This is a genomic window from Pseudomonas machongensis (assembly GCF_034961125.1).
GTDB lineage: Bacteria > Pseudomonadota > Gammaproteobacteria > Pseudomonadales > Pseudomonadaceae > Aquipseudomonas > Aquipseudomonas machongensis.
The window spans coordinates 52,439-67,839 of the sequence record NZ_JAYFUI010000186.1; the positions used below are offsets into that span (position 1 = coordinate 52,439).

Annotated in this window: 3 protein-coding genes; 2 read left to right on the forward strand and 1 reads right to left on the reverse strand. The window is 62.7% G+C overall.

The features are described 5' to 3' along the window. Positions 1-7 precede the first annotated feature (7 nt). Both VA602_RS18350 and VA602_RS18355 read left to right on the forward strand, forming a co-directional pair. The gene (locus VA602_RS18350) at positions 8-13,654 is read left to right on the forward strand and encodes a hemagglutinin repeat-containing protein (RefSeq protein ID WP_323453903.1); all 13,647 of its coding nucleotides are present in this window, start codon (positions 8-10) and stop codon (positions 13,652-13,654) included. After that, positions 13,651-13,923, forward strand: a complete 273-nt coding sequence (locus VA602_RS18355; protein WP_063545304.1) for a colicin immunity domain-containing protein — start codon at positions 13,651-13,653, stop codon at positions 13,921-13,923. Before VA602_RS18350 ends, VA602_RS18355 begins: the two co-directional genes overlap by 4 nt. An 850-nt stretch (positions 13,924-14,773) precedes the next feature. On the opposite strand, the gene VA602_RS18360 is transcribed toward VA602_RS18355, so the two are convergent. Next, positions 14,774-15,322, reverse strand: coding sequence for an RNA 2'-phosphotransferase (locus VA602_RS18360; protein WP_323453904.1), 549 nt, complete (start codon positions 15,320-15,322; stop codon positions 14,774-14,776). Between the last annotated feature and the right edge of the window lie 79 nt (positions 15,323-15,401).

Sequence of the window (15,401 nt, forward strand, 5' to 3'; positions counted from 1 at the left end):
ACAGCACATGGACGTTCGCCGCTTCGCCTTCCTCGCCCGCCAGCCTTCCGCCCGCCTGCAGACGCGCGAGCACTTCTGCGGCCTGCCCAAACGTGGACTGGCGCTGCTGCTGGCCAACGTCATGTTCTGGCAACCGTTGTGGGCCCAGGCTGCCGACGGCGTTGCGGTCAGTGCACCGGGCACCAGCCTCGGCCAGGCGGGCAACGGCGTGCCGATCGTCAACATCGCCGCACCCAACGGCAGCGGCCTGTCGCACAACCAGTTCAGCGACTACAACGTCGGCCAGCAGGGCCTGATTCTCAACAACGCCACCGAGCGTACCCAGGCCACGCAACTGGGCGGCATCATCCTCGGCAACCCCAACCTGCAAGGGGCAGCCGCCAGCACCATCCTCAACGAAGTCAACGGCGCCAACCCCAGTCAGCTGCGCGGCTATACCGAAGTGGCGGGGCAGTCGGCCCGCGTCATCGTCGCCAACCCGCATGGCATCACCTGCAACGGCTGCGGCTTCATCAATACGCCGCAGGTGACCCTGAGCACCGGCAAACCCGTGATCGACAGCGGCCAGTTGAGCCGTTATCAGGTCGACCAGGGCAGCGTGACCATCGAAGGCGCTGGGCTCAATGCCGGCAACGTCGACCGTTTCGAGATCATCACCCGCAGCGCCAAAGTCAACGCCGAGATCCAGGCGCGCCAGCTGGCGATCATCGCCGGGCGCAACGACGTCGATGCCCAGACCCTCGCCGCGACCGCGCGGGCCGACGATGGCAGCGCCAAGCCGCAGTTGGCCATCGACTCCAGCGCCTTGGGTGGCATGTACGCCGGGGCTATCAAGCTGGTGGGGACAGAGGCGGGGGTCGGGGTGAAGCTGGATGGCCAGCTTGCTGCCAGTGGTGGCGATATACAACTCGACGCCAATGGCCAGTTGCGCATCGGCCAGGCCAGCGCCGCAGGCGATATGCGGGTGTCCGCCAGCGGCATTGATGCGCAGGGGGCCTTGCATGCCGGACGTGATTTGCAACTGGACAGCCGCTCAGACCTGGCCAACCGCCAGAGCCTGACCGCCACCAGGCAACTCAAGCTGTCGGCCGCCGGCCAGTTGAGCAACCGTGGGCTGATTCAGGCAGGGGTGCTGGCCGATGGCAGCCAGACCGCCGACGGCGACTTGACCATCGCTGCTGGCGCGCTCTACAACCAGGGCCACAGCATCACTGCCAGCCGCGACTTGAGCGTGGAGGTGGTTGGCGCACTGGGCAATAGCGGTGCGAACCTTGGTGCCGGGAGGGATCTGCGGCTCAAGGCAGGTACGCTGGACAATCGTCAGCAAGGCAAGGTGTTGAGCAGTAGGCGTATGACGCTCGAGGGTGGTCAATTGCTCAACGGCGGGGGAGGACGGATCACCAGCCAGGGTGCACTTAACGCCGCATGGGCGCAGTTGGACAACCAGAGTGGCGAACTCTCCAGCCTGGATGTGGTAACGCTAAACCTGGGCGGGCTGGACAACCGTGGTGGGCGCGTTCTGGCAGCCAGTGGCCTGGCCCTGAGCAGTTCGGGCAACGTCGATAACCGCGGCGGCCGCATCACCAGTCAGGCCGCACTCGACCTTGCAGCCAGTCGCCTGGACAACAGCCAGGACGGCCAGGTCAGCGGCAACGGCGCGGTCGGCGTCAATGTCGGCCGGCTCGATCAGCAGGGCGGGCGCCTGACCAGCCTGACCGAGCTGACGCTGGACCTCAACCATGGCCAACTGGACAACCGTGATGGGCTGATCAGCGCCCGTCAGTTGCAATTGCGCCAGATCGCCGACGTCGATAACCGAGCTGGGGAAATCTCCAGCCAGCGGGCATTCGAACTGGTGGCCCGAGGTTTCGACAACAGTGCCGGCCAGCTGTACAGCGAACAGGCACTGGATGTACGCCTGGATCGGCTGCTCAGCAACCAGGACGGCCTGGTGTCGGGCAATGGCCTGACCCTGCAAGCCCTGGCCCTGGACAACCAGCGCGGCACCGTGACCAGCGATGCAGGCCTGGTGGTGAGTGCAGGCGCGGCCATCGATAACCGCCAAGGTGAGATTTCCAGTGCAGGTACCACGCAGGTTCATGCAGACACTCTCGATAATCGCGGCGGCGTGCTCACCGCTTCCGACACCTTGCAACTGACCCTTGCCCAGGCGCTGGACAACCAGCAAGGCGTACTGGCCAGCGGCAAGGCCATGAGCCTCCAGGCCGCCAGTATCGACAACCGGGGGCAGGGCAAGGTCCTCAGCGACGGCAGCTTGCAGGTCAAGGTCGCAGGGTTGCTCGACAATCAGGGGCAGGGGCTGTTCAGCGGCAAGCAGGTAATGAGCATCGACGCCGGCCAACTGGATAACCGTGGCGGCCGTCTGAGCGGCAAGGACCTGCTGACCCTGCGCGGCGAGCGTTGGGACAATCGTGGCGGCAGGATCGATGCGCTGGGCGCCTTGGCGCTGACGCTGGGGGCCCTCGACAACAGCGACCAGGGGGTGGTCAGCGGCCAAGCCGCTGTGAGCTACAGCGGCCGCGAGTTGCTCAATCGCCTGGGTGTGTTCGGTGCGGTCGGCCCGTTGCAACTGCAGGTCGAACATCTGGACAACAGCGCCGGACGCTTATCCACCTCCGGCGACCTGGATGCCCGTGTCGAACGCCTGGAGCAACAGGCTGGCACGCTCATGGCCCAAGGTAACCTGACCCTGCGCGGCGCCAGCCTGGACAACCGCCAGGGCGGCGTGGTGGCTGCCGGGCAGGACCTGCATCTGTTCGTCGGAAGCGTCGACAGCCGTGCGGGCGAACTGTCCTCGGCCCGTGCCTTGACCCTCGAAGGCCAGCGCCTGGACAACAGCGCCGGCAAGGTGCTTGCCGGTACCGACGTGTCGCTGAAAGTCGCGCAGGTGATCAACCAGGCGCAGGGCCTGTTGCGTGGCGACCGCCAGCTTGTGCTCGAAGGCCAGGTGCTCGACAACCAGGGTGGACGTCTGTCGGGTGAGCGCGGCACGCACCTGCAACTGGAGCAGGCCCTGGACAACCGCCAGGGCCTGATCACCAGCGAAGGCGATCTGGACATCAGCGCTGCCAGCCTGGACAACCGTGCCGGCCGCCTGACCAGTGCCGGTGCGCTTGCCCTGATCAGCCAAGGCGAGCTGCTCAACCAGGGCGGTTCGCTGACCACCGAGGGGGCGCTGACCCTGCGCAGTGCGAGCCTGGACAACCGCAGTGGCGAGATCGGCGCGCAAGGCGCCATCGACCTGTCCACCGGTACCTTGGACAACCGCGACGGTGCACGCCTGTTGGGCAATGACCGCCTGGGTATTCGCGCCGGACAGGTATACAACGGCAGCGCCAGCCGTATTGCCAGCGAGCGCGACCTGCAACTGAGCGCCAGCGGTCTTGATCAGCAGGGCGGGCAACTGTTCAGCAAGACCGCGCTGACCCTCGACCTGAACGGCGGTGCGCTGCTCAACCACGGCCTGATCAATGCGCCGCTGCTGGTGTTGAACAACCTTGCCGAGGTGGACAACCAGCAAGGCGAGATCTCCAGCGCCCAGGCTTTCACTTTGACGGCCAAGACGCTGGACAACACCCAGGGCAAGCTCATCAGCCAGCAGTCTCTGACCCTGCGTATCGCCCAGGCCCTGGCCAACGTCAAGGGCCTGATAGCCGCCAATGGCCTGGATGCAAGCGCCATGGCCGTGGACAACCGCGAGGGCCTGCTCAGCAGCCGCGGCGAACTGCTGCTGAGCATCGCCCAGCGCATCGATAACCGCCAGGGCACCCTAGTGGGCGATGTGGCCGGCCAACTCACCGCGCAAACCCTGGACAACACTCAGGGCACACTGTCGAGCAAGGGCCAGTTGCTGGTGCAGGCCGGGCAGGTACTCAATAACGGTGGCTCGCTGATCGGCCTGGGACAGGTGCGCCTGCAAGGCACGCAACTGGACAACCGCCAGCAGGGCCTGATCGGCAGCAACGGCGCGCTGACCCTGGTGGTCGACCAGGTCGACAACCGTGGTGGCGAGATCACCAGCAAGGCGGCCATGAACCTGGTCGGCGAGCGCCTGGACAACAGTGATGCGGGCCTGCTGGTGGCCGGCAGCAGCCTGACCCTGGCGCTGCAGCACCTGCTCAACCGCACCCAGGGCCGTATCGAAGCGCAGACCGGCCTGACCCTCGAGGGCCAGAGCCTGGACAACGATGGCGGTCGCCTGAGCAGCCAGAAAGACATGACGTTGACCCTGAGTGGCCAGATGCTCAACCGTCTTGGGCTGATCAGCGCCGAAGGTCAAGTGGTGCTCACCGCGCAGGGGCTGGACAACAGCCGTGGCAGCCTGAGCAGTGCAGCGGCCTTGCAGGTCAGTACCCGTGGTGCGCTGCTCAACAACCGTGGCGAGTTGCTCACCGATGGCGACTTGACGCTGACAAGCGCCAGCCTCGACAACACTGATCAGGGCGTACTCGCCAGCAAGGGCGCATTGAACATCGTCACTGGCCAGTTCGACAACAGCCGCCAGGGCAGCGTCAGCAGCAACCGCACCCTCGACATCCGCGCCGGGCAACTGAGCAATGGTGCGGGCGGCCGTCTCGGCAGCCACGAAACCCTGACCGCGAAGGTCAGCGGCCTCGACCAGCAGGGCGGTAAGCTGTTCAGCGACAGCGCCGTGCACCTGGACCTCGGCCAAGGGCATCTGGACAACCGCGGCGGGCTGATCAATGCCCAGCAACTGCTGCTCGAAAACCTGAATACCGTCGATAACCGTGGCGGTGAGATCTCCAGTGCCCAGGCCCTTACCGTCAATGCCCGTCAGCTGGACAACAGCGATGGCCGCCTGCTGAGCAACCAGGCGTTGCTGCTGCGGGTCGGGCAACGGCTGGACAACCTCAAGGGGCTGGTCGCCGGGCAGACCCTCGATGCCCGTGCCGGCCTGCTGGACAACAGTGGCGGGATTCTGCGCAGCCTTGGCACATTGAAGCTGGACGTCGATGGACAACTGAGCAATCGCGACCAAGGCCTGATCGAGGCACAGGACGCGCTCACCCTCGCCAGCACCGGCCTGGACAACGCCCGCGGCACTCTGCTCGGGCGCGCCATCGCCGTTGACTTGCGCGGCACCGACCTGGACAACGGTGCCGGCTTGATCACCACCGCCGGCCCCTTGACCTTGGCTAACCTGCGCAAGCTGGCCAACCAGGGCGGCGAGATTTCCACGGCCCAGTCGTTGCAACTGGTGACCCGTGAACTGGACAACCGCGCCGGCAAACTGATCAGCGAGCAGGTACTGGAGCTTGGCAGCGCGGTGATCGATAACCGAGCTGGGCTGGTGTCGGGCTGGCAGGGCCTGACGATCAGCGGCCAGAGCCTGGACAACCGCGAGCAGGGCACGCTTTCCAGCCGTGCCGGCTCGGTGCAGGCGACCTTCACCGGCACGCTGCTCAATAGCATCGGCGGGGCAGTGGTGGCCCAGCAGCGCCTGGATGTCACCGCCGCCAGCCTGGACAACAGCGCCAAGGGCATACTCTCGAGCGGGGCAGGTCAGCGCCTTGCGGTGACAGGTGCACTGGCCAACCAGGATGGCGGGTTGATCGATGCTGCAGGTGAACTGCAGATCGATGTGCAGTCGCTGGACAACCGCAACGCCAGCGTCAGTGCCAGACAAGGCCTCGGTTTGGTCGGCACACGCCTGGACAACAGCAACGGCAGCTTGATCGCTCAAGGGCAACTGACGCTCGACCTGCTGGGTGAGCTTCTCAACCGTCAAGGCAAGCTCGCCAGCGGCGGCGATCTGCTGCTGAAACGCGCCGGGCAGGTCGATAACCAAGGTGGCCAGATCGCCAGCCAGGGGTTGCTGACGGCGCTGGCAAATGGTTTCGACAACAGCCAGAACGGCACCCTTGCGGCTACGGGGCGTCTCTCGCTGCGCAGTGGCACTACGCTCGACAACAGCGGTGACGGGCTGATCTACAGCCAGCAGGGCGACCTGGATCTGCACGCGCAAGACCTTCGCAACCGCGCCGGTACGTTGCAGGCAGAAGGTGCGGTGAAGCTCGCCGTCAACAACGAACTGGACAACCAGGGCGGCAAGGTCATTGCCCAGCAAGGCGCTGTGGAAATAGCGACAGCGACCCTCGACAACCGTGGCGGTACGCTGGCCAGCCTCAAACAAGCCCTGAGCGTGACGACCACTGGTGTGTTGCGCAATGGTCGTGACGATGCGGGACGGGGCGGTATTGTTCAGGCCCTGCGCCTGGATCTGCAGAGCGCGAGCCTGGACAACCAGGGCGGGCGTATTGCCGCGCTGAACGGCGACGCTTTGTTGCGTACCGGTCAGTTGGACAACCGCGCCGGTGGCGTGTCTGCCAGCGGCCTGCTCAAGGTGTCGGGAACCGCTCTGCTCAACGGTGGCAGCGCACGTGGGGAGATGGTCGGCCAGCGCGTCGAGCTGGCCCTGGACGGTGCCTTGGACAACCGCCAAGGCATCATCGAAAGTACCAGCGCGCTGCAGATCAGCGCGGCCAGCCTGGACAACCAGGGTGGCCAGTTGCGTGCGCTGGGCACGACCGGCAACAGCCGGTTCGCCATTGGCGGCCTGTTCGACAACCGTGCCGGCGTGGTCGAGGTCGGCAACAGCGATCTGATCCTCGATGCCGGCGTGTTGCAGAACGTCGCCGGCAAGGTGGTGCATGCCGGTACCGGTACCTTCGATATCGACATGGCCAACCTCACGCGTGCCGGTGGCGACCTGCAGACCCGCGGTGGCCTGACCCTGACCGCCGACAGCTGGACCAACGCCAGCGTGATCCAGGCCGGGCGCCTGACCCTGAACATCAATCACCTGACCCAGAGCGCCGGCGGCCAACTGCTGGCCTTCGACAGCCTGGTGGGCAACGGGGTGGACTGGAGCAACGCCGGGCTGATTGCCAGCGACGGTAGCCTCAGCCTGAACCTGTCGGGCACCTACAGTGGCGACGGTCGTGTCAGCAGCATGGGCACCTTGGGCCTGAGCGCGGCGCAGATGAGCCTGGGCGCCAACGCCAGCGTGGCAGGTGTCGGCAACACCACGGTCAGCGTGGCGGGCTTGCTGAACAACCAGGGGCGCCTGACCTCGGCGGGTGATCTGCTGGTCAACGCCGGTAGCCTGAACAACCTTGGCACCCTGGGCGGCAACCAGCTGGTGCGCGTCAACGCCGCCAACCTGCGCAACGACCACGGCCTGCTGTTCAGCGGTGCCGACATGCAGCTGTACACCGATAGCCTGAGCAACTTCTACGGGGATGTGTACAGCCTCGGCGGGTTGACCGTGGCGCGGGATACAGCGGGGAGCCGGGCGAGTGTCCTGGAAAACATTTCGGGGAGCCTGGAAAGCGCCGGTGACATGCGCCTGAATGCCGGTGTCGTCGATAACAAGAAAGAGTTCATCAGGACGTCCAAACAACTGGTATCGGGTGCAATCGGCATGCGCACGACCGGACGAGCCACAGGCCACTTCGTGCTCCAGGAGTCCTATCAGACAACGCTTGCCGAGCATGCCCCTGCAGCGAGCATTCGCGCCGGACGTGATCTGGTGATCAATGGTGCAACGCTGAACAACGAGAACTCGGTCATCAGCGCGCAGCGCGATCTGTATGCCAACTTCGACAACATCAACAATATCGGTACCAGTTTCGGCACCGAGGACACGCTCAGGGCATTTGACTTGGGACGTAGCAGTTCGCTGCTTCTGGAAGAAATGTACCGATATAACGCAGCCAATGACCCAGGCTACTTTATGTCTGAGGTCAGGAATGCTTGGACCAGGGGCGTTTACGGTAATGTTCGAGTGTGGGATCTCAACTGGAACGAGTCCACTGCCACGCCAATCATCACCAGTTCGCCACAGAACGAACGCTCGATGCATCTGGCCTGGATGAACATTTGGGGATGGAGCTTCGGTCTCACCTTCGCTACGCCGACTCCAGCTTATGATCAGGGCGTACGGGTTCCATTACCTGACGCGGTGCGCAATGCAACGTTCCTGGAGTCGCGCACGATCGTCAAACCTGGTCAGGGCGGCGCGATCAACGCGGTTATCCAGGCTGGTGGCCGTGTGCAACTCAATGCGGCGCAGAACCTGACCAATAGCGTGGTACAGCAAGGCCAGCCAGTCGATGGCCCAACGGGCAAGGCATTCGATCCGAAGTTGCCAACCTCTGCCAATCCGGTGGTCATCACCCTTCACGGTCAGTTACCTCCCGACCTGGCACGCCAGCAGGTCAACCCGTTGTCCCTGGGCAACTTTACCCTGCCTACCGGCCAGAATGGTCTGTTCCGCCTGAGCGGCCAGGGTGGCGGCAGCCAGAACAGTTCCGCCGAAGGCTGGAGCCTGGGCGGCGCCGACCTTTCCGTGCAGGAGCGCCAGGCCACGGCGCCAGGCAGTCAGCCCGGTGCACTACAGACGGTCGATGCCACCACTTGGGCGCCGGGCAGCCAGCAGGTCGAGCGCATTGCCCACCAGGGCGGCCCGTTGGGTGGCAACGCTAGCGCCATTGGCGTCTACGCTCCCGGTGGCGGCGCGGTGGACACCTCCGTGCCCCAGCGCCATGGCGGTGCCGAAGGCCGCGAATTGACCGGTGTGGGCACGCTGGGTATCGACACCCGGCTGACGGTGCCGGGCGTCACCCGCATTCCCTCCAGCCAGTTCGTCGGCAAGCCGCAGAAGTACCTGATCGAGACCAACCCGGCACTCACTGACCTCAAGCAGTTCATGAGCTCCGACTACCTGCTCGGCAACCTCGGTTATGACCCTGACCAGAGCTGGAAGCGCCTGGGCGATGGCCTGTACGAGCAGCGCCTGATACAGCAGGCGGTGGTCGCCCGTACCGGGCAGCAGTTCATCGACGGCCAGAACAACGGCGAGCAGTTGTTCAAGTACCTCATGGACAACGCCATCCGCAGCAAGGATGCCCTCGGCCTTAATCTGGGCGTTGGTCTTAGCGCAGCCCAGGTGGCGGCGCTGACCCATGACATCGTGTGGATGGAAACCCATGAGGTCAACGGCGAGCAGGTGCTGGTACCGGTGCTGTACCTGGCGCAGGCCGACAACCGCCTGGCACCTAGCGGTGCGTTGATCGCCGGCCAGGACGTCACGTTGATCGCCGGTGAGAACCTGGTCAACGCCGGCACCCTCAAGGCCAGCCAGAACCTCTCCGCCACGGCAGGCAAGGACCTGGTCAACAGCGGCCTGATCCAGGCCGGTGGTCGGCTTGATCTGTTGGCCGGCAACAACCTGGTCAACAGCGCCGCAGGCATCATCGCCGGGCGTGACGTCAGCCTGACTGCGGTCAATGGCGACATCATCAACCAGCGCGACCAGACCCGCCACACCATGACGTATGGCGGCATCAGCAACCAGCGCGACTACCTCGACAATGCCGCTCGCATCGAGGCCGGTAACTCGCTGAGCCTCAAGGCCGGTCAGGACGTCAAGAACATCGGTAGCGTGATCAGCAGCGCTGGCGACCTGTCGATCAACGCCGGACGCGACGTCAGCCTGGTCGCCGTCGAGCAGCGCCAGGGCCTTGCCAGTGGCTCGGTACGCAACAGCAGCGTCCAGCAGCACGGTGCGACCCTCGAAGCCGGGCGTGACCTGAACATCGCTGCCGGACGCGACATCAGCGCCGTGGCCAGCCGCATCGAGGCCGGGCGCGACATCGCGATGGCCGCCACCGGGGACTTGACCCTGACCTCTGCGGCCGACGAGAGCCATACCTTCAGCCGCAGCAAGAAGGTCACCCAGTCGACCGACCGGATCACCCAGGTGTCCACCGAGGTCAAGGCCGGTGGAGATATCGCGCTTGCCGCTGGCCAGGACATCGCCATCGTCGCCAGCCAGGTCAAGGGCGCAGGGGATATCGAGCTCGGCGCTACCCGCGACCTGACGATCGCCTCCGACCAGGACGAAAGCGCGTCCTATTACCTGAAAAAGAGCAAGGGCTCGTTCGGGCGCAGCAGTTCGACGCAGAAGGAGAGCTACCACAGCACCAACGTTGCCTCGGTCATCGAGGCCGGTGGCGATCTGACCGTCAACGTCAGCAAGACCGCCAGTGGTGGCATCGCCCTGGATGGCGGCCGCGACGTCACCGTGGTCGGCAGCCAGCTCAAGGCCGGCGGCGACCTGATGCTTGGTGCCGGCGGGGATGTGGCGGTGCTCTCGGGCGTCGAGGAGCACGGCGAGTTCAGCAAGAAGACCAAGTCCGGTTTCCTGGGCTTGTCCAAGAGCGGCAAGAGCCAGCTGACCACCACGGCCACTCAGGTCGGCAGCGAACTGGCCGCGGGCAACGACCTGGTGATCGCCGCGGGCAGCGATGTGCGTTTGCGCGCCAGCGAGGCCAACGCGGGCAAGGATGTCGAGCTGCGCGCCGGCTTGCTCGACAAGGACGGCGACATCGACTTGCTTGCCGCCAACGACATCGCCTACAGCCATTCGGAGCAGTATCGGAAGAAGACCGGCCTGTCGGCGTCCGGCGGGTTTGTTTCCGTGGCTTCGGCGAAGAAGGCCGGGCAGGAGGCGCAGAGCAGCACCAGCGTTGGCAGCCAGGTGCTGGCCGAACAGGATGCGAGCCTGCGTGCCGAGCGCGATATCAATGTGATCGGCAGTGGTGTCTCCGCCGGACGTAACGTCAGCCTCAACGCCGGGCGCGACGTCAATGTGGCCGCGGCGCAGAACAGCCACAGCGAACAGCAGTGGTCGACCAGCAAGCGCACCGGGATCGGTGTATCCGGCAACGATAACGGCGTGAGCCTGTTCGTCGGTGCCGAACAGGCCAAGGCCCGCGATCGCCTCGAGCAGCAGCTCGCGGCGGCCAGCCAGATCAAGGCCGGGCAGGACCTGGATATCACTGCCAAGCGCGATATCAACCAGACCGGCTCGGACCTTGCGGCCAACCACGACGTCAGCCTCAACGCCGGTCGCGACATCAACATCGATGCCGCACGCGAGCGGCAACTGATCGAGCACCAGCGCGAGCTTGCGCGTAACGGCCTTGGCGTGAGCGTCAATCACAACTTCGGCAGCACCAAGGATGCCGTCGATAACGCAGGCAAAGGCGAGAACGCCGTCAGCCAGGTCTCCGGCGTGCTGCGTGCGGTCGATTCGGTCAGCCAGTTCTTCGCCGGCCCGACCGCCGACGTCAAGCTCGGCAACAGCAAGCAGAGCAGCAGCGAACAGCGGGTAGAGCAGGGCAACCGTGCATCGAGCCTGGATGCTGGCAACGACCTGAAGCTCAACGCTGGCAACGACGTCAGCATCAAGGGCGGCCAGTTGCAGGCCGGTCGGGACATCGCCATCAGTGGCCGCGACATCGATATCGACGTGGCCAAGGGCAGCGTCAGCCAGGAGAGTCAGCAACGCGAGAGCTGGAGTGGCATCCACGGCGGGACCAGCGGCGGCTTCAAGGTCGGCGTAGGCGGCAGCTATGGGGTGGCCGATCAGGACAGCGTCCAGGGTGGCTCGACCGCCAGTCAGTTGAGCGCCGGGCGCGACGTCAAGCTCGATGCACGCAACGATGTGAACATCGTCGGCAGCCAGGTGAACGCCGGACGCGATATCGCTATCGCGGCGGGCAACGATGTGAACATCCGCTCGGCGCAGAACGACAGCAACAGCCAGAACACCCGCCACAACGGCGGTGGCGAAGTCGGCCTCGGCTTTGGCGGTGGCAAGGTCGGTCTCTACGCCAGCGTGAACATCGGTAAGGGCGACCTGCAACGCGAGGGCCAGCAGCAACAGCAGGCTTACCTCTACGCCGGCGACCAGCTCAAGTTCACCAGTGGCAAGGACACCACCATCGCGGGTGCGCAGTTGCGCGGCGACGAGGTGATCGGCCGTGTCGGTGGCGACCTCAAGGTGGCCTCGGTCACCGACACCGGCAAGGTCCAGGGCAAGGAATACGACCTCAGTGCGACGGTCTCGGGCGGGGTTGGTGTCAGCGTCAGTGGCTCGGTCGGCGCCGGCAAGACCACCGGCAAGACCGACTGGGTCCAGGAGCAGACCCGCGTCACCGCTGGCAACAAAGTCGATATCCGTACCGAACGACACACCCAGCTCGATGGCGCCGTGATCGCTGCCGACAATGGCAACCTCAAGCTTGATACCGGCACCCTGGGCTTCAGCGACATTGCCGGCAAGGACAAGGAGCACGGTTACTACCTGAACGCCGGCGGTACCTGGAGCAGCGGTGGTGGCGGGGCCCAGCAGGATGCCAGCCAGGTTGGCAAGGGCGACCAGGGCAGCAACGGCTGGAGTGTCAGTGGCTGGAAGTACGACAAGGATCGCGAGCAGATCGTGCGGGCCACGGTGGGCCAGGGCGACATCGTGGTGCGCGGTGATGCTGGTTCCGAGAAGGACTCGACAGCCGGGCTGAATCGGGATCTGGACAAGGCGTACGAGATTACCCGGGACCGGGAATCTCGTACGGATTTGTATGTCTCCGGGTCATCGGTAAACGCCGTGATGAACCCCAAGGACACGTTGCAACGCTGGCAGCAGAGCATTGCAAGCTACGGGGAGAATAGCGAGCAAGCGCTACATCAGGTGGTTGACCTGTTTGTGGTCGGGACCGTGCTAGGCACGGGAGCGGGAAGTGACAAGGCTAATCGTGCGCTGGTCGCACGCGAACTCACCCGCCAGATCGGCAGCCGAAATGAGGAAACCCGAGCCGCCACCATCAATGCACTTCTTGACAAAGTGGCACCGGGCGAGCGGACCCAGGACTTTGAGCTTGTCGCTCGAAGCCTGACTGCCATCGGGGCAGACGATCCGGAAAAAGTGCTCGGCATCTTGAGCGCGATGAATCGCGCCAACCTTGTGCAACAAAGCCAGCAAAACATCGTCCCTGCCGTTTGGGCCGGCTATGTACTGATGGGGGCACTCGCGACCACGCTGACTGCCACTCAGTTACCTCCCGAGCGTCAGGCCGAGATGCAGGCGGCGGTATCGAGTGCCATTGACTCGATCGAGTCGAATGTGCGCGACCTGAATCAGCGTGCCGAGATGGTTAAGCTGATTGTGGATGTCGCCATTGAAAACGCCGGCTTGCCGATACATGTGCTTGACCCGAGGTTGAAGAAGTACGAAGGTCTGCTGGTCGAAGCGGGTAAGCAGAGTCCCGGCAGCGGGGGCTATGCTGGCGGGGAGCAGCCGTCCAGCACACCACATACGGGCGGCAACCAGCTCGATGGGCAACCGGGTAGGGAGATCTACGTCACTCCTGGGCATCAGCTGAATCCTGGTGCTGTTTATTCGGAGGGCGCTGGAGACGGCGTTGCAGGTCCAAAAGGTAATAGTGTTGCTGAGGCGTTAACTAGCGTTACCCAGAAGCAGCTCGATAAAAAATTCAAGCATGCTTCTGATTTTGGAGTGGTGACTACAAAGAAAAATTCTGAAACACTTGCTCAGTATGAGTCTGCAATCAAAGCTCACATGAGTTCCGCTTCTACGATTCTGCAAGGTACATACGGATTCGTAAAAGACTCCAAGGTGTTCTTTAATTCGAGCACCCACAACGCTGTTGTGCTCGATGCGTCAGGAAATTTTGTGACGGGCTTTAGGCTCTCGCCAGGAACTCAGCAGTTTGATAACTTTATTAAAAATGGAGTTTTACGATGAGTTTTACTCTCTTGGAGTTTGCAAGATCTTATGTGGCCGGAAGGTTGACGGCCGACATTTTTTCTGAGGCATATATTGAGCTATGGAAGATTGAGCGAGATAGGAACCTCCTGCAACTCGATGAGCCTTTGCTGAGCGAGTGCTTGTCGAGCATTTTTTGTGCCGCGGACATGTACCAGCCAGACGAGTCAAGGGAAGAGTATGAGTTGAACGATGAAATGCTTAAATCTAAAGTCGCTAGTTTGACGCAAAAAATAGTGGCTGATTAGTTGGTGCAAAAGGTAATCAGCTCATTAATGGGAAATGGGTTGAAAGTGAAGGGCTACCATTACCCGTTCCTTCCTGTGTAGGTGCGTCCGGCCGAGTACCTAATGTTTTGCAAACAGGGGGTAATACGCTAAACAAAAGCACAGCCAACGGCTTGAATGAACATTTTGGTGAGAGCTTAACTCCGCGTGAGCGGGGGGCGATAGAGGCACTGCGCGAGTTTTCAAAAGGGCTAAAGCAGTGAGCGGAATTATGGCAATTGCGAAGTATCTGCAGAGCCTGCAGGCCTCCGGCTACGGCGAATATTCAGAGCCTCAAAGTGATTTACTATTGGGGGCGAGCGTGTACAGATTGCCCTTGAATGAATCCGATATAGAATTGTTTGAAAATGGTTTCAGGGTTGATGATCGGATGGTGCAAGTGAAAGTTGTTATTTCAGGGATTCTGAAAATAACGAGCCATCTTTCCGCAAGGGTGTTCTCTGAGGCTTCAGAGAATCAGCGTGTGGATACCCTAATTCCTATGGAGATACACACACAAAACGCAATGTTGGTGCTAAATGTGCCATTGCTCATTTATTCGCGACTGTTAATAATTTTGAATGAAATGTGGCGCCGCCCTAGGGGCTAGCCTAGGTGGCTTCATGTTGATGGGAGAATTGTTTTTCGGATGCTGCAAGCGCCGGTGCAAGATTCAAGGGGGTGACGAGTATGATGTACTTCACAGAGGTTTAATTGCTGATGCCTAGGTTATAGGATGTGAATAAGCTGGCTTTAGATTGATCCCATTAGTCGTGATGCTTTCCATTCCCTCGGCACTTTTTTGCCAGAGTGAAGCCATCTATCACTCCTGCTACGCTCGACTCCAGTAGCCCACCGCCACCTCATTCACCAACCACACACCATTGTCCGCTTGGTAGAAACGCGCGCCAGCTTCGCGCATCTTCGATGTATCTATCACCAGCAACACGGGTTCTCCGTAGCGTCTACCCACGCCCAGCGCCGTTTCTGGGTCGTCGCTCAAGTGCACATGGTGGCGAGAACCTGCAACCAGACCCTGTACCTCGATGGACGCCATGAAACGGCTGGCAGTTCCGTGGTAGAGCAGGGCGGGTGGGGTCTTTTCGACATGTTGGAGGGCGACCTGAGTCGTGCTGTGGCCTTGGGCGGCGCGGATATATCGCGCATCGTCCGAAAGGGTGAAGCGCTTCTTGTCGTTGGTTTCAACCACGTCGCGCAGGGCGGCGCGGTCAAAACTGCGTCCTTGCTCAGCGGCATTGCGCAATAGTGTATCCACCTCGGCCCAACCTTCGCGGTCCAGGGTCAAGCCGATGGAGTGCGGAGCATGGCGTAGCACATAGCTGAGATACTTACTGAGTTCGTCGCGTTGTTTCTTGTTCAAGGCATTGCTCCATCTTTCTTAGTCCTTTTTTTTAGCGCGGTGATTGTGATCCCTATCATGCCGCCGCTCAAGTAGTGCC